The sequence below is a fragment of the Candidatus Amarobacter glycogenicus genome (assembly GCF_016704105.1).
In the GTDB taxonomy this organism is placed as follows: domain Bacteria; phylum Chloroflexota; class Dehalococcoidia; order Tepidiformales; family Tepidiformaceae; genus Amarobacter; species Amarobacter glycogenicus.
The window spans coordinates 359,385-376,353 of the sequence record NZ_JADJAT010000004.1; the positions used below are offsets into that span (position 1 = coordinate 359,385).

12 protein-coding genes are annotated in these 16,969 nt (G+C 66.9%); all 12 read right to left on the bottom strand.

Annotated features, from left to right (window positions below; genetic code table 11):
* The 12 genes from IPG14_RS09205 to IPG14_RS09260 all read right to left on the bottom strand — a co-directional run bounded on the left by IPG14_RS09205 (nucleotide 1) and on the right by IPG14_RS09260 (nucleotide 16,475).
* Nucleotides 1–1,752, bottom strand: coding sequence for a VgrG-related protein (locus IPG14_RS09205; RefSeq protein ID WP_343391599.1), 1,752 nt, complete (start codon nucleotides 1,750–1,752; stop codon nucleotides 1–3).
* A gap of 5 nt (nucleotides 1,753–1,757) precedes the next feature.
* On the bottom strand, nucleotides 1,758–2,414 hold the full coding sequence (locus tag IPG14_RS09210; protein WP_343388797.1) for a peptidoglycan-binding protein: 657 nt from the start codon (nucleotides 2,412–2,414) through the stop codon (nucleotides 1,758–1,760).
* 37 nt (nucleotides 2,415–2,451) lie between these two features.
* Complete coding sequence (locus IPG14_RS09215; RefSeq protein ID WP_343391600.1) at nucleotides 2,452–6,246, bottom strand: hypothetical protein; 3,795 nt, start codon at nucleotides 6,244–6,246, stop codon at nucleotides 2,452–2,454.
* A gap of 4 nt (nucleotides 6,247–6,250) precedes the next feature.
* Complete coding sequence (locus IPG14_RS09220) at nucleotides 6,251–6,685, bottom strand: phage tail protein (RefSeq protein ID WP_343383854.1); 435 nt, start codon at nucleotides 6,683–6,685, stop codon at nucleotides 6,251–6,253.
* Nucleotides 6,686–6,687: 2 nt separating this feature from the next.
* Nucleotides 6,688–6,897 carry a DUF6760 family protein gene (locus tag IPG14_RS09225; protein ID WP_343383855.1) on the bottom strand — a complete coding sequence of 70 codons (210 nt, stop codon included), beginning with the start codon at nucleotides 6,895–6,897 and terminating at the stop codon, nucleotides 6,688–6,690.
* Nucleotides 6,849–7,217, bottom strand: a complete 369-nt coding sequence (locus IPG14_RS09230) for a phage tail assembly protein (protein ID WP_343383856.1) — start codon at nucleotides 7,215–7,217, stop codon at nucleotides 6,849–6,851. The genes IPG14_RS09225 and IPG14_RS09230 overlap by 49 nt, the downstream gene beginning before the upstream one ends.
* A gap of 71 nt (nucleotides 7,218–7,288) precedes the next feature.
* A complete protein-coding gene (locus IPG14_RS09235) occupies nucleotides 7,289–7,744 on the bottom strand; it encodes a phage tail protein (RefSeq protein ID WP_343383857.1) in 456 nt (151 codons plus the stop codon).
* A 41-nt stretch (nucleotides 7,745–7,785) separates the two neighbouring features.
* Nucleotides 7,786–9,306: a phage tail sheath subtilisin-like domain-containing protein gene (locus IPG14_RS09240; RefSeq protein WP_343383858.1), complete on the bottom strand. Its 1,521-nt coding sequence runs from the start codon at nucleotides 9,304–9,306 to the stop codon at nucleotides 7,786–7,788.
* 131 nt (nucleotides 9,307–9,437) lie between these two features.
* Entirely contained in the window at nucleotides 9,438–10,253 is an 816-nt protein-coding gene (locus IPG14_RS09245; protein WP_343391601.1) for a Pvc16 family protein, read from the bottom strand.
* A 15-nt stretch (nucleotides 10,254–10,268) separates the two neighbouring features.
* Nucleotides 10,269–11,042: a DUF4157 domain-containing protein gene (locus IPG14_RS09250; RefSeq protein ID WP_343391602.1), complete on the bottom strand. Its 774-nt coding sequence runs from the start codon at nucleotides 11,040–11,042 to the stop codon at nucleotides 10,269–10,271.
* 67 nt (nucleotides 11,043–11,109) lie between these two features.
* Complete coding sequence (locus IPG14_RS09255) at nucleotides 11,110–13,161, bottom strand: AAA family ATPase (protein ID WP_343391603.1); 2,052 nt, start codon at nucleotides 13,159–13,161, stop codon at nucleotides 11,110–11,112.
* Nucleotides 13,161–16,475, bottom strand: coding sequence for an FHA domain-containing protein (locus IPG14_RS09260; RefSeq protein ID WP_343391604.1), 3,315 nt, complete (start codon nucleotides 16,473–16,475; stop codon nucleotides 13,161–13,163). The genes IPG14_RS09255 and IPG14_RS09260 overlap by 1 nt, the downstream gene beginning before the upstream one ends.
* Between the last annotated feature and the right edge of the window lie 494 nt (nucleotides 16,476–16,969).

Below are 16,969 nucleotides of genomic sequence, written 5' to 3' on the forward strand. Positions count from 1 at the left end.
TCAGTTGATATTCACCATGCTGCCCGAAATCTTCGTGATGCCCGAGGCGGAAAGTTCCGCCATCGCGCCCTTGAGCGCAATCTGCGACTTCGCCTCTGCCTGAACCTGCGATCCATCGACGCTCACCTTCGCCGTCGCTTCGAGCTTGATGTTGGCGGCTTTGAGTTCGATGTTCCCCTTTGCTTCGAGCTTGATGTCCTGGTCAGCGAGGATCGATACCGTGTTCTTGGCGGTGTCGATCTTGAGCAGGTTCTTCCCGCTCTTGTCGATGACTTCGATCTTCTCCTCGCCGGACTTGTCCGTGAGCCGGACGGTGTGGCCGACTCGCGATGTCCACTCCCGGATCTCCACCTTGCCATCGGCCACGGCTGTTGCATTCGGGGGCGCATCGCTTCCATTCCAGAGGCCACCGAGGACGTAGGGCCGGTCGAAATCGCCGTTGACGAATCCAACGAGCACTTCGTCATTGACCTCCGGGATCACCATCAGCCCCCGCGTGGCTCCGGCCCCCACCGAGACGACCGGCGCCCAGAAGGCCTCCTGGTCGTCCGCGATCGTCGGGAACTTGATCCGCACGCGACCCATCTTCTCGTCGTCGGTGTTGTTCGTGACGATCGCGGTGAGCAACCCCGAGGCCGGCCGCGCTGGAGGGTTGGGCGAGCGAGGGTCGTCCTGGAGCAGGCTCGCGAAGGTGCCCGTGTTCATCCCGCCCGTCCAGACTTCGGTGGTGAACGAGGTCGCCTGGCTGAGGATGTGCCGCACCCGGGTGATGAAGTACTTTCCAGAGAACTTGCCGACGTTGGCGACCACGAGCCGCCCGCCCGGCTTGAGCTTCACGTTTCCGAGCGCGCGGCCTTCGGCGGTCATGTCACTCCCGGCGATCCGGTCCATCACCGATTTCGCCACGTTGTCCGCTACCGATTGGGTGGCCGGCGTGCTGGTGATGTGGAGCTTCGCTGCACCGGAGAAACCCGTTTGGGCGGCCGCGGGTCCCCGGCTCAACGTGGTCGAACTCGGCGCGAAAACGGGGTTGGTTGCCAAGCCCACGACCGCTTGCTTCGTCTTCGGGTCCCAGCCGTGCACCTTAACTTCGTTCACCTGCCCGCCGATGGCAAAGCGGGGGCGGAACTCCAGCAGGTCTTTTCCGAAGACACACGTCACTTCGTTTCCGGTGAAACTTGCGGGCTTCTTGAACTGCAGCTTTGCACCGTCGAAGTAGAAGATGTAGCCGTTTCGCCGCGCCAGCGCCGCCACGAACTCGAAGTCGGACTGGTCGTGGCGGAAGATGTGCTTGTGCACGACCGCCGTGTCGTCCACATCGGCCTGGAGCCCGGCGGCCCTCGCGACCTGGCCCACCACGTCCGAGTCTTTCACCTGCACGTAGGCCTTCGAAGTTGTGCCGCGGTGCATCTTGAACGACTTGTCGTAGGCGCGGATGACGAACATGGAGTACGGACCTTCCTCCGTGAACTCCGGCTCGATGTTTGTGATGATGCCCTTGAAGATGCTGGTGGTGCTGTTTTCTCCGCCGGGGTTGGCGCCGCCACCAGCCAGTACCTCGACTTCGGTCCCCAGCGCGAAACTCGTGTCGTCGATGAAGTCGAGCTTTTCGTCGTAGAACTTCAGGGTCGCCGTCGCGGGCATGAAGAAACCGCAGTCCACCTCAACTTCGTGGAGATAGTTCATCTTGGCGAGGGCGAGGTCGGACCCGTTCAGCTTGATGTAGAACTGGGAATCGTAGAGATTCGGCATCCGCCTCAGCCCCCGGCCAGCGGTGGCAGCGCGAGCACGGTGCCCGGGCGGAGGCGCATAGGATCTTCGATACCGTTGGCTTCGGCGATGTGGCGCCAGTGGCGGGCCTCCCCATACTCCCTTGCCGCGATCGAATCGAGCGTTTCCCTCTGCAACACCACGTGCCGCTTGTGGCCCGCCGCGCCACCGGACGTGGGGTTCTGGGCCGGAAAACGCCCGGGGTCCTTCGCCTGTTTCAGGCTCAGGTTCACCGTTGCGCGGACGGGAGTGCCATCGCCGAGGAACATCGTGAACGCCGTGTCTATGGAGGTCACGACCGCCTCGAACGACCATGCGTTGCCCCACTCGAACGTGCAGGTCGGTGGACGGCCCTTGTTCGTCTTCGGGTCGATCTTGGCCGTGTTCACCATCGCCAGGTCCCAAAGGTCGTTCGTGTACTTGGTCCGGACATCGTCACCGCTATCAGTCGTATCGAAGAACAACTTGAGCGTGAGGGCGGCTGGCTCACCGCCGGTGAATTCCAGCTGCGGCACATTCGCCCCACGGTCCGAGGACTGCGACCAGGAGACCGACTTCGAGAAGGTGTAGTCGGTCGGGTTGAACATGCAGGTGACGCGCTTCTGCGTGTCGAGGTTGCGGATGGTCGCTTTCACGAGTGCCATGGGGTGTCACACCTTATACCAGAATCAGTCGCCCGGGTTACCCGGGCAGCCCGCGCTCCCGTTCGCGCTCAAGGCGGAGCCGCCGTCGAAGATGCGGCCACACCTTCTCCGCCACCTCGCCGAAGTCCAGCGGTTTTTCCGCCTCGGTCGCCGGTTCGAGTCCGGTGATGACACCGGTCGCCTCCGCCGAGCCCGTCGACACTTCCCGATGGATCGGAGGAGGAGCGAGCGGGGCCGGGGCGGCCAGCGCAACTGGTGGAGGGACCGCGGTGACTACCCGCTGGATCGGCGAAGAGGCCGCCACCGGCGGTGGCGATGGAGGCTCTGTCGCGCCGGCTGCGGACGGGTGGTCGGTTCGGCGTATGGGGGCCGCCCGGCCTGCGCGGAGCGGCGACAGTTCGCGCGCGACCGGCTCGGGTGTTCCCGAGGTCCCCCGCGCGGGAGGCGTGGCGGGCGGAGCCGGCATTTCGAACCCGGCCAGGCCGGTCTCCGGTGGCTCCGCGACGGCCGAGCGGCGAACGATGGCTGCAGGCCCGGTATCGGTCCGAGATGAAGGCGCCGCGCCCGAAGTACCGCTTCCCGCGGCGGTCTCCATCCGCATGGCAGGCGGTGGAACCGGTGTGGCGCCCGCAAGGGCTGGCCCGGCGGTTTCGGGAAGGCCAGCGGCCGCTGGCACCGCCACGTCCGCTTGCCGGAGTTCGTGCCTTGTCTCCGAAGTCCTGGCGGCCGGCGGGAGGCCTTCTGGCACCGGCTCTGGGCTGCTCGTGACGATCGCAGCGGCAGTTGTCACCGCGGTGACGGGAGCTGGTGCGGATGCCTCGGCGATGACGCGCTGCGCCGAGGCGGAAGGCCCGACGTTGCCCGCGATCGAAGCAACATGGTGTTCAGCTGCTGGTGCAAGTTGAGTCACGGCCGGTCCTTCTCCGGAGAGAGCGGCCGGGCGATCCGGGCGAGGGCCAACGGCTCCCGTTGCTCGGTCGGCCTCGGGTGCTCCGGTGGGATCATCCGCTGGAAGCGCGGCTGGCACGACGTCTTCGTTTTCGGCGGGAGCTGGCGGCGGGACGGCCTCGACTCGCCGCGAGACAAGCAGTGGAGCTGGCCCAGCCGGTGTCATCGGCGCACCAATGGCTTCTGTGGACGCGGTAGAGGGAGCCTCGCCGCCGCCTTTTGCAGGCAATTCGGCCATCCCGGTCGCCGGCGTCGCTGGGGTCGATCCTGGTGCTGGTGCGGCTGGTGCGCCGGTCGATGCTTGCTGCGGTGGGACAACCTGGAGCACGTCCGGCGCCGGAGCCTCGCTCGCAGCAGGTCCCGTGACCGCTCCGGCGTGTCCCGGTGAAGGCGCTGCCGGCGTCCCGGAGGACTGGTTGGACGCCGCGTTCACAGGGTTGCTCGCGGGCATGCTGGAGGTGGTCGCTCGTGCCGGATCGGCGGGCGACCCTGCCGGTTCCGGCCCCCTCCCGAGCACGTCCACCTGCGGGGTCAGCGGTTCGGGACCCGCGGGCGCCGGGGGGTTCTCCGGGAGCGCGACGCGGCGATGGAGCGGCGCATCAACCGGTGGGAGCGAGGCGTCGCCGGAAACCGGGGTCGGCGCTGTCGCCTCAGTCCCCGGCGCGGACGGCACTGTCACCGACTCCCTCGGCTGTCCAGCCACTGCGCCCGCTCGAGTTGGCTCACCGGCCTGCCAGGTGAACGCTTCTGCGGGTGGCGGCGGCGCCCCCGGGGTCTCTCCCGGGACGGACATGGCCGCCTGCGCCGCCGCTACCGGTGGCGGTGACTCCGCCGCGCGCCGCTGCACAAGAGACCCTGTCGCTCGCCCGGCCGCAGGTTCGGCGGCGCCCGCCGGAGTAGCGACGGGTGCAGGGCCCGCCGACTGCCGAGCCTCGCCGGGACTGCCCGGGGCGAGACCCTCCGCGGTCGTAGCAGGCGGCGGAGCCTGAGCGGGTGCTGCGACCACTCCGGAAACGGTTTCGCGCGCCAGCGGTGCCTCCGCGGGTGGCAGGAGCACTGCTTCCGGTGCGGCGCCCGGCGCGGGCTCGGCGGCCACGGCGAGGCGTCGTACGGGTTGCTCAGGGGTAACGGACGCGTCCGGCATCGCCGGCGTGGCGGCCGTCATGTCTTGAACCTCCCGCGTTTCCTCGCCGGCGAGTCGCTGTAGCTCTCCTGCCGTCGAGGCTGCCGAAGCCAGCGCCTCGGGGCGGCGCGCCTGTGCCGCATTCAGGGGCTCTCCGGCGACGGGCCGCACCGCTCCGGCGCTCGGTTCGAGGGGGGCCGCGGCGTCGCTGTCTGCGGGTTGGGCGCTGCCTGTGTCCGCCAGCGGCAGGTCAACCGGCATGCCGGTCGTCGTGGGCGGGGGCTCAGCGGAAAGCCTCTGGGCGAGGGGTTCAACTCCGCGTCCCTCGTCGACCGGCGGTCGTGGGCCGGGAGAGCTGGCGCTTCTCGAACGCGACGGGTCCGCGATAGCGGCGGGGCTGGTTGCGGGTCCCGGTTCCGGGGACGATGGCGGGGCAGCCTCGCCGACTCGCGAGACCGGCGCGTCGCCCGAAGCTCCCGGAGTGTTCGTGGAACGGGCTGCCTCGAACACTCCGGGCGGTGGGGATGCTGGCGGCGGCCGCATCGCGCCCTGCCCGCTGCCACCAGGAGGTTCGTCGTCCGGGGGCGTTGGATGGTCCGGGGGCGATGCACCAGGTTCGGTCGGGTCCGTTGTCGAAGGTGTACCGGCCGCGCGGGGGGCGGCGTCGGTGGCGATCACCCGGCGGGCCTCGGGGCGCGTCGCCTGGGATGCGGCAGGTTCATGCTGTTCCGGGGCCGCCACAACCCGCCGTATCGGCGCTGGCGAGTTCACGGCTGGCGGCGCCGCCGCCTGGGCACGGGCGACATCAGGTTCGCCGAGGGGGCTCGGTGCCGGACTCGGTGTGCCGGCAACGGAACCCGTGGCGGATGGTCCCGCGGGCCGCGCCGCCGAGACTGCCGGAGCGGGTGTTCCGAGTGGCGGCTCTGGCGCCTGCCGAGTTCGGCGCTGAACGATGGGCGCCGCGACCCTGGCCGGTTCGCTCGCTGTCGGAGCGGGTTCGTCGTTCGGCGTTGGGGGGCGGGATTGTGCAATCGCCGGATTTGAAGCGGGCGGTACTGTGGAAGCTGCCGGTGCCGGTTCACGCGGCGGTGTCGCTGCAGGCGGTTGGCCGGGGGCGACGGCCTCCGTGGCGGCCGCCGGGGGTTCCGGCGGGACTCCTGGCTGGCGCTGCTCGGCCCTGCGGGAGGCCGTGATCGTCTCGGGCGAAATCTCCACGTTCCCGGACATTTCCTGTACGACTGAACGCCTGCGCACCGCGCTGCCCGCGCCCGGTGTCGCGGCCGGCGCTGTCCGATCGATTCCCAGGGCGGCTTCGATCTGCGCAGCTGTTGGGCCTGTTGTGATCGCTTCGGACTCTTGCCGCCGGGCGATCGTTTGCCGCCGCGCTTCCATTGCTCTGAACCATTCAGGCGAACCGAACGCCGGCGGGCCTGCAGGTTGAGCGGCTTGCGGAGCCGGTGCGGATGGTTCGGCGCTGGATTCTGATTCTCGCGATAAGACGGGCGCCGGAGGAAGCGCAGACGCCGGTGCGGCGGGTGGTTCGGCCTGCACGGTCCGGTAGGAAAGCAGACTCTGAAGCGAGCTCGAGAACTCGGCCGAGCGGCCGATGATCGCCCTGCCGGGGCCATCCGCCGAAAGCGGCACCTCGTTGAGCGAGCCAATCCCGAGCACGCCCGCCTGGTAGCCTCGCAGGCGGCGTCCGAGGAAGGTCCCGAAATCGGGGCCTTCGGTTTCTTCGGGTTGCGTCACTTCTTCGGCCATGGCGCTACCGCTTCTGCAGCGTGAACTCCTGGAAGGTCAGTTCCAGCGATTCGACCATGATCGCCGACTGGTCGGTCTGCATCGTCGGCGAATTCCACTTCACCGGGTACGCGCCAATGAGGTTCCAGCGGAGCACTTCGCCACCCTTCCCGTCGTAAAGCACCACAGAGATGTTCTTCTTCTCGTCCCGCTTGGTCGTCGTGTTCGTGAGGCGGTTGAGCCAGTCCCAAAGCTCGAGGGAGTTGGTCATCCCCCGCTTGAGCGTGATGTTGCCGAAGCTCTGCCGGCCGGGGAGTTTGTGTACATAATCATTGACGCCGCCCTCTTTGTACTCCTCGACATCGATCTTCGATTCGAAGCCGCTGCACTCTGTGAAGAGCGCCTCCTGGATGCCGGAGATTTCCACGGCGAACCGGTAGGCGACGTTGGGGTCGGGCATCGTCAAGCTCCGGCCGCGGATGCGGTCCTGCTATGAATATCGGCAACCTGGCCGACCCACATTCGCCGGTCAGCGTGTTCCATGTTCAGTAGCTCCTCGTGTTGCCAGTGCAGGTAATACGCGAGGTAGGCTACCTCCTCCCGAATCCGTTCGAGGGGGTAGCCTACGACCCCCCCAGGCGGGAGATGTCCACGTCGATCGGCGTCGAGCACTCCGGACAGGTCACGGGTACCAGCGTCGTCCCCTGCTCGTTCACCTGGCGGTACAGGCGCTGCAGGTAGGCGAGGTCGCCGCTGAACATGTTCTCCACTTCGTAAGTCGAGACCTGTTGGAGCGAGCCCAGCCGCGTGATCACCCTGGAGAGCAGGATGATCACCAGGTACGCCTGGTTCTCCCTGACCCTGGGGTCTCGCAACGGCGCGATCTCATCCATGGCGGTGGCGAGCCGCATCGTCCCCTCGCGGTGGAGGTTGCCCTCGCGGTCCACATAACCTTGCGGCAATACGAAATCGAATTCGGTCTGAAGTGCCATAGTTCATTCACGGCAACGGGGCAGGGTGTATCCCTGCCCCGGCCAGTTTGGTCCTTCGTGCCCTCTGCGGGTTACATCTCCCGTTCGAAGCCTTCGCAAACGACCGTGAGCTCTTCGACGCCGACGGCGCTGCTCTCGGTCGAAAGCGAGGGCCCCGTGATCTTCGATGGCCAGGCCGCTTCCAGGTTCCACTTGGCCACCGGGGAACCGGCCTGGTCGTACATCGTGATGGTGCAGTTGGAGCGGGCGCCGGACACTTTGCCGGTCTCGACTTCCTTGCGCCACTTCCAGAAATCCATGTTCGCGGTGATCCCGCGCTTGAACGTGATGTCGCCCCACTTCAAGCGGCCGGGGATCTTGCGGACGGCTTCCTTGTCGCCCTTGCCGACGATCTTGTGCTCCGTCACTTCGTTTTCGGAACTGATGCCGGAGACCTCGGTGAAGTACCCCTTCGCCTTGCCTGCGACATCGAGTTCAAAATTAAAGCCGACCAGCGGGTCGCCGGTGAGCGCGTCCATTGCTGCCATGCGTTACTCCTTCGTTGGCGTTCTGGTGCCGTCGTGGCCGACTACTGCTCCGGCGCGTATTGGCCGATGCGGAAGATGACGAACTCAGCGGGCTTCACCGGTGCGATGCCGATATCGATGATCAGCTGCCCGAGGTCCCGGGTCTCCTGCGGGTTGTTCTCGGCGTCGCACTTCACGAAGTAGGCCTGGTCCGGTGATGCTCCGAAGAGCGCCCCCTGCCGCCAGACGGTCTTCAAGAAGGCGCCGATGTCGCGCCGCATCTTCGCCCAGAGGTCCATGTCGTTCGGTTCGAACACGGCCCACTGGGTCCCGCGCTCAATCGACTTCTCGACGTAGTTGAACAGGCGGCGGACGTTGAGGTAACGCCACGACGGGTCGCTGCTGAGTGTGCGTGCACCCCAGATGCGGATGCCGCGCCCGGCGAACACCCGCAGGCAGTTCACGCCGTTCGGGTTGAGGACGCTCTGCTCGGAGTTCGTCAGGTTGATCGGCAGGGAGATCACCCCGCGGATGACCTCGTTGGCCGGCGCCTTGTGGACGCCGCGCTCGTTGTCGCTGCGCGCCCAAACCCCGGCGATGTGGCCGGCGGGCGGGATGCTGATAGTCGTCGCCGGGGCGTTCGGCGTCGGGTCTGCCACGTTGATCCACGGGTAGTAGAGCGAGGCGTACTTGGAATCGTAGCCCGCGACGTTCATGCGCCAGTCCTGGGCCTGCTGGGCGTTCAGGTCCGGGGGCGTGTCCAGGATGGCGACCCGGTCACCCATGCGTTCGCAGTGGGCGATGATGGCCAGCTGGACCGCCTTCAGTCCGTCCATATCGAGGACGCCGGCCTTGTAGGCCGCCATCGCATCGGGGGCGAGGACCATCGTGATCTCGTCAACGGCTTCGAGGCCGCCGAGTCCGGCGCGCTCGGTGACGTCGCCTTCATAATCGGATGGCGTCACCGGGACCAGTGCGGTGGTCGTGGCCGAGGGAAGGGCGAGGGGATAGGTGCCAGGCGCCGGAGCGCGCTCGGCGGCACTGAGCCCGGCAACCTTAAGCTCTTCCAGTTGGACGAGCGTCGACTGCTTGTTGACGACATCGAAGGCGTTCTTCGCGCCCCGCCCGAGGGTCAGTCCTTCGAACTTCTCCTCGGCCCCGCCGCCCTTCACGGTGATGGTGAAGCTGTCATCATCACCTGCGGCGACCTGGACGCTGAGGCCTTCAGCTGAAACGCCGGGCTTGGGAAGCGCCTTGATCGTCGCTGCCCCGCCTTTCGCCGTGATTTCGGCGACCGGTTGCGACGGGCCGTCGCTGGATTCTCCGCCGATGCGGACGACGTAGGCGAGAGTCCCGCCGTTGTTAAAGTAGCCGTAGACGGCGTGGGCGAGGTACGCGCCGGGGATGAAACCCCCGAATACGTTCGTGAACTGTGTCCAGTTCGCGATCATTGTGGCCTTTCCAACAGGCCCTTTCTCGGCGACACCGAGGAAGGCGGCAACGGCGGTACCCACGCCCTCGATGGGCTTGGTACCTCTGTCGACTTCTTCGATATACACGCCTGGCGTCAGGTATGTAGGCATTTGGGCTCCCTATGATTTGTGCGGCACGGAGACCGGAGCGGCGGTATCTTAGCATCGCGCCGGAGCGGTCGCGCAACCGTTTGCAGCGCCCCATCCGGGTTCATTGCAGGGTGGGTGCCATAACGATCGGGTTACAGTTCGATGTCGTAACTCGAACCCGGAACGGAGATGGCACGCTCGCCCGAAACTCCGTCTTCGGTCTCGAAACGGATGGTGTGGTCTCCGGGTGGTACCCCCGGAAAATTGAACCGTCCATCGGGGCCGGTAACCATCCTGAGGGCCGTCCCGGCGACGGAAACGCGCACCCCGGGCACGGTGTCGCCGGGCGCGCCTTTCCTGTGCGCGGTGCCTGCCACCTGGATGAAGGTTTCGCGCCAATCCTCGCCGATGGCCCCGACGTGCAGTTCGCGTGTGGTTACCAGTGGGCCTTCCACCGGGGTGAACGCATCCAGCGGCACGGTGAGCACCCACACGAGCGATGTCCGCAATTCGTTGTCCAGCACGCCCCACAGGTCGGCTGGCTTGGCGACGTGGTCCGGCGGAACGATGCGTGCCAGCACCGGGTACTCCGATTCGAGGAGATGACCCTGGAAGAACCGCCTGTCGATTTCGCCGGCCCGATACATCGCAGCGAGGGTCCGCGCCAGGATGCGATGCTCGTCTTCCGCCTCGCGCGCCCAGGCCGTGACCATGTAGCTCAGGTCGATGCGCCGTGGAGGACGTTGCGCACGGAAGCCGCCCTTGCCATCTGCGATCCGGGTCGCGGTGTCATCGCGAAAGCCGGATCGTTCCCGAATATCGTAGAGAAAACAGTTCAGCGTCGGCCGCGATAAACGCCCGCTCCACTCGCGTGAAGGTCGCTCGAACGAGATATCCACCTCTCCGTTGGCGATGGGGATCGCGGCAGTGAGGTACTGCTTCAGGGTCTCATCGGCATCGTTGAACACTTGCGGCCGTTACGCTCAGGCCCGGGATTCTTCGGCGTGGCGCGGAGCCGCTCCCGAAAGCACCGCGTGGGCGAGCGAGTCCGCTTCCGCCTCCAGCGGGTCGTTCGCCGCCCCGGCAGTCATGCCGCCGCCGCTCGATGCCGTCCGGCCCGAGCTCTGCTGGACGACATGCGCGAGTTCGTGTGCCATCAGCTCGCTGTTCCCCGTGTTCACATCCGAGCGCAAGAAAATATCGGAACCGGTGGTGAACGCCTTGGCCGTCAACTGGCGGTTGAGCCGGTCCGCGTCGTCTCCCTCATGCACGCGTACGCCGCTCAGGTCCGTCCCGGTCGCAGCTTCCATCTGCGTTCGGATGCCGTCGGGCACGCCCGATCCGCGGCCGCGCATCGAGTTGACCTGGCCTTCGATCGCAGCGCCCACCGGGCCACCTTCGAGACCAACCTGCGGCGCGCCATCATGTTTCATCTGGAGTTCGTCTTCTTCGCCTTCACGTTGGAGCGGGTCGTGCTTCGCCTGGAGCTCCTCTTCCTCTTCGACCCGTTGGAGTGGGTCGTGCTTCGCCTGGAGTTCCTCTTCCTCTTCGACCCGTTGAATCGGGTCGCGCTTCATCTGGAGTTCCTCCTCTTCGCCGGTGCGCTGCACCAGCCGGGCGATGGCCTGGTTGCCGGCACGGGCCTGGAGGCTCACGAGGGGATGCGGCGCCGCCGGAGCGGATTCGCGGGCGGTTGTTTCGCGTTGAGAGGCGGGCTTGCGAGCCTGTTCGAGCTGGGCGGGCTGGTACTCGGCCATGGGGGACTCCTCCGCCGCACATCATAGCGGGCATTAGCCGGGCCTGTGCGCAAGAATTTGGGCAGGGCTATTCGAGGTGAGCCATGTGTTCGCCGAAGTCTGCCTCAGTCACCATCCGCCCGAGCTTCTGGAATTCCCGGCGCGTCCCCTGTATCAGGTGGCGCATGCCCAGGCTCCCGCCATCCTTCGCTGCCAGGAACGCCGCTGCCAGGACGATGTTGCGAATATTTCCGCCGCTGATCCGGAACTGGCGCGCGAGGAAGTGGAAGTCGACGTCGTCCGCGAGCGGCACCGCCGCCGGCAACGTCGTCGTCCAGATCCGGTAGCGGTAGGGCTCTTCCGGCATGGGGAAATCGATCACGAAGTGCATCCGGCGCAGAAAAGCCTCGTCCAGGTTCATCTTCAGGTTCGTCGAGAGGATCACGGGGCCGGCGTAGTCCTCGATCTGTTGGAGCAGGTAGGCGGTCTCGATGTTCGCGTAACGGTCGTGGGCGTCCCGCACCTCCGAACGCTTCCCGAACAGGGCGTCTGCCTCGTCGAAGAAGAGGATGGCGTTGGAAAGCGAAGCGTCCCGGAAGATAGCGCCAAGGTTCTTTTCTGTTTCGCCGATGTACTTGCTGACCACGCCGGAAAGGTCAATCTTGTAGAGGTCCAGCCCCAGCTCCCCGGCTATGACGCCTGCCGCCATGGTCTTGCCGGTGCCGGATTGGCCGGCGAAGAGCGAAACCACGCCCTTGCCGCTGGAGAGCTTCTCTCCGAACCCCCACTCGTCGTAGACCTTGTGCCGGTGCTCGACCATCGAGCAAAGCTCGCGCAACTGGGCCTGGGGGTCGGGTTCGAGGATCAGGTCGTCCCAGGACTTGTGGTGCCCGACTTTGCTTGCCAGCGAACTCAGGATCGGCGCCGACCGGGCACGGGCCGCCGCGTACAGGTCCTCGACGGTGAGACACGCCGTCGCTGGTTCGCGCGCGGTGGCCAGGCCGAGCGCCGTCGCCGCCGCCTCGGCGATTGCCCCCGTATCCAGCTCGAACTTGGCGGCCAGCGCAGGCAGCGCAGCGTCCACGCCGGGGTCTTGGGCCAGTGAGCGAAGTGCTGACTGCCATTCGATGACGCGCTCTTCCACGGTCGGCCGGGCGACCACAACCGAGGGCCCATGCCAGGTTGGCTCGCCCACGCTGTGAATCAGTACCAGTGGGGCGATGCCGTCGAGCCCCGTGGCGATCCCCTCGCGGACTGGTTCATCGAGTTCGTCGAACCCGCGGACCAGCAGCGCCGCGTTCGAAAGCGCTGCCTCGCGCCCGGCTCGCTCGAATGCCTCCCGGTGGGTTATTTCACGGACCTGCGTGAGGTTGAGTTCAACGATGGCATCGAGTCCCAGCGACCTTGCGAGGGCGCCCGCGATGCGCCGGGTCTTCGCGAGGTCGGTCCCACGCAATCCAAGGACGCGGGGCGAGAGGTGGCCGGGGTCGATCGGCGCTGCCTCGTTGCCCGGATTCGCGGGGCTCAGTGTGGCGAACGGACCGATTACTTCGTCGATCGCGTCTCCACCGAGCGCGAACCGGGCGATGCGCGGGTCGAGCGTCATTGGGCGGGCGAGGAGCGGAGTCGCCGCCTGTCCCGCCTCGTCGTGGAGCCGGACGAGGTGCAGCGCCCGCAGCCTCGCGTCTGCATCGAACGAGCGTTGGCCAACGACCGCGTCTTCCCACAGCAGGCGCAGCACCAGTTCCACCCGCGGCCGCTTCTTCGAGACATCGTCCTGGACGTAGGCCACCAGGCGTTCGAGTTCTGGGTCGGTCTCGGTCACCAGGCAGAGCGCGACCGTCGCGCATTCCGCCTCAGAAAGCCGGCAGACCTGGGCGAGACGGGCCATCCGTCCGCCGAGCGCTTCCACGAGCTCCTCCGCCGGGTGCGGTTGGGACGCCGCCGGTTCGCTTCCTGTCCCGGCGACATCGAGGATGCGGCTGGCTTCCTGGTCGGAGATATACAGCCCGCGAAGGTCGTCTTCGCCCACGGGCACACCCCGCGCCCGCATCCGTTCGACCTCTGCCCGGAGGAGGTTCGCCGCGGCCTGCACAGCGGCCGCGAGGCCGTTTGGCCCTTCGCGTTCACCCGTGCGCATCAGACGGCCTCGAGGATGCTGCAACTGATGCTCGAGGCGGTCCAGTTCGCGTCGCCGCTGTACTCGAGCACGAGAGGGATGCTGAAGCCCGTGTACCCCAACACGAAGCTGAGCGACGCCGAGGTGCCCCCGAAGCCGACGACAGACACCCCAACGATGTTTCCATTCACGATCCAGCTGAACGCGCCTGTCGGCAGCGGCCTGTCGCTCGTCCAGTTGTCTACGTTCGCCGTTGCGACGTGGCCTGCGGAGGAGATCATCGCACCGCAGAGGTCCGTGCTGATGATCGTCACGGCCTGGCCGATGACGACTGACGCGACGTTCGACGTCGTGCATACGGCGTTGTAGCAGACCACAGCCTGCACCGTGACGATTCCCGCCGTGGGGCCGACGGTCGAGAAGTGCTTGGCACCCGAACTCTGTGACGCCGGCGAGGCACTGCCCGTGGTTGTCCACGTGACGGCGTTGAAGGCCTCGTTGAACTCCGTGAGACAGTCGATCTGTGTGCCGCCGGAGATCGCGTACCAGTCACAGTGCACCGTCACCACAGGCGGCGGCCCCACCGGCGGGGTCGTTGGCGTCGGCGTGGGCGTCCCCGGGACGGGTGTCGCCGCGGCGGTCGGCGATGGTGTCGTGAACTTCACAACAACGGACTTGGTGCCGGTGCGGCACACGGTGATGTTGCACGCCGTCATCTCGACGGAGACGGTCGCGTCCTGGCTAAACGTGGTCGAGAACGCTGTCGATCCCGGCGCCACCGGCGCGGGCAGGCCGTTCACGCTCCAGCGCGTCGTCGTGTACGTCCCGGTCACCGTCCCGGTACAGGTCACCCCCGCGGCCGCGGGCGCCGGCGTGTAGACCACGTCGCAGGTTACCGATACTGCGCTCGGCGGCACCGGCGTCGGTGTCGGTACCGGCGTTCGTGTTGCCGTGGGGCTGACTCCTGGCGTTGTCGCCGGCGCTGTCGTCGGGATGGTGATGACGCCGCTGCCGCCGGTGCTTCCGCCGCCTCCCGAAGGGAGCGTCGGCGTGCCCGCAGCCTGCGTCCCGGTGGTCGAACCCGGCGCCGTGCCCTGGATGACCTGCAGCGAGGGCGTCGCCTGGGTCGGGTCGAACGTCATGCCGATAACGAGTGGCCCGGTGGAATCCTGCGTCTGCACCGAAGCGTTCCCGTCCTGGTCGTAGCTATGGATCGCCACGCTTGTCCCGCCGTTGCTTGGGTTCTGCACCTCGATGCGGTAGTCCTCGCGGTTGCCGGGGAGGAAGATCGACGTCGTGCCCGCGTCGGCCGGGGGAGCGCTCTCGACGCACGTCGGATCACGCCAGGCCGAACGGCTCGCCAGGTACGCCCCGGTGATCCCCACGGGCGCCGGCTTCCCTTCCTCGGGCGCATTCAGCGAGCCGACGATCTTTCCCTGCTTGTCCAGGACTCGCATGCGCAAGTCCTTCGGCACCGTGATCACCACGCCGCTGAGATCGTTGGAGGGTTCGAACTTTACCGAGCCCTTCACCTTTCCCTTGTAGGCATCGAGCGTCAGCCGGTCCCGGTAGTAGGGGTCATTGATCAGGATCTTGCCCTCGGTGCTCACGCCGACGGCGGCGATGAAGTGGCCCGGTACTTCCAGGACCAGGGGCCGCCCCGCCTGGAGCTCGGCCTTGATCTCCTCTTCGCTCCCCGTGCCGAAGCCCGCGAACCTGAGGGTCGGAGTCCCGGGGCGTTGTTTCGCGATCTGACCCGAAAGTTCGTTGGCGGCCGTCCAGATAACGTCGCCGTAGATGTAGCCACGGCTGACCCAGCCGCGCGTCGTCTTGCGCGCTTCGCCATTGAACCACTCGTTCACTGCCTGCGGCGTCAGGTCCGAGCCGTCAGGCATCGTCAGGACGTTGAACAACGCCATGATGGTCGCGACCGAGGTCATCGCGCAGCCGCACTGCTCGATCGTCTCACCGCACCAGTCGGGCCCAAATTCCGGGTCGCCCGCTTTGGCGTATTCGTCTTTTCCCCAGGCCGGGTTCGTCTGCGCGAAGAGCGGCGCCCCGCTGCTCCCCGCCGCTGGTTGGCTCACCTTCGCGAGAGCCTTTTCCCGCTCCTCCGGCGTCTTCTCGCACATATGGACGCCCGCGTATGCCGCCTCCGGGTTGGTCCCGAGTCCGGTCGTTGCCTCGCCCTTCGTCGACCACGGGATCCAGGAGGGGATGTCCTGCCGGTTCACCCACGAAAGCCACGCCGCCAGTGCCAGTACGCCCAGCAGTACCGCCATCAGCGACGGCGTCTTCCAGCGTTCCAGCGGCGGCTTCACCACCAGCTGGCCGGGCGCTTCGACGGCGATTCCCGCGCCTGAAGTCGGCGTCGCCACAATGCGGATCGGGACGTAAGACATCCGCCCGAAGAGGTGGCGCTTCTTCTTCCGCACACGGAGCGGTAATTTCCGCTCGTGCCCCGGTTGCAGCTCGATGCTCGGCGCGTCGAAGTCGAAGATGAACTGGCCCTCGTCATCGATGCCCGAGAGCGCGTAGGTCACGAGCGCGTTGCCGTTGTTCTTCGCCACGACGGCGAAATCGCGCTTGCTGCGCATGGGCGTCAGGCTGAGTTCGGAAGCCTCGAACGCGGTGACCACGAGCTTTCCGAAAGCCACGCCCTCCCGTTCGTGTTCGCCGGAGGTCACCACCACGCCGAAGTCGTACTCACCCGCCAGCGATTCCGAAGACACGGGCGGCTGGATGACGAGGGTGACGGTCTCGCGCGTCCCCGGCACCAGCGCCAACGTGGCCTGGCTAAACGTCACCCATGCCGTTGGGATGCCCGTCACGCCGAGCGTGACAAGGTCCACGACGCGGCCCCGGTTCTGGATCACCGCCGTCGCGAAGACGGCCCCTCCGGGTTCGACCGGGGTGGCAGGCGAGGTGAGGGTGACGTTGATGGCACGCGATGGCGCCTCTTCGACTGCCTCATAACCGGCCCCTTCGGCCAGCGCGGCGATGCCCGCCTCGGCCTCGGAGGCCGTCGTCGGGGGTGGCGGGAGGAACTGCGCCTGCACGTCGCCGAAGCGGATGTCCTGGTCGTTTTCGACGAGGTTGCTGACGCCGGGGTCTATGCGGTGGCCCCCAACGAACGTCCCGGCGGCGGACCCCAGGTCTTCTACCAGCAGCCGCCCGGACTCGATGACAATCCGCGCGTGGCGCCGCGAAATCGAGAGATCGTCGATGACGATACCGTTGCCATCAGCCCGTCCAACGACGAGTGACGGCAAATCGATCGGGAACTCGCGAGCCTCCCCATCGGGCGTACGGACCTGGAGCGAGCCAAACTTCACCCGGAGAAACTCCCGCGCGGCAATCGGTAGTGCGGAGGATAGCGGTGGCGGCAGTCCGGCGCGAGAAGGGTTAAGGTGGCTCCCAAGGTGCTGCACGGAGCTGGAGGTTCGCAGTCTCACCCGGGCTGGAAAGCGGGCAGGCGCCGGTAGCTAGGCTCGGGAGCTGTACCGGGCCAAGGGTGCAAGCGGTATCGCGAGGGGTGTGCGCGGCCGGACCGCAGTAGCCGACGGTGCTCGGCACCAGGTCCGTCTCACGGCGACCGGCACCGCGGATCGGGATCCTGGCAACGTCGGTCCGTCCCAGGCGATGTCGGTTCGGTCACCGCCGGCATTCGCTACGAGACAGGTGAACTCGTCCTCTAGCGTGAGCGTCTTGGGCGCGGAAGGTGGAGGCGGAGTTACCGGTCAAAGAGTGGCGACCGAGCGTCCGGGGCCACCGCGGCCCGATTTCCACGTGACGGTGATGTCCACCGTTTCGCTCATCCGTCCCCGCT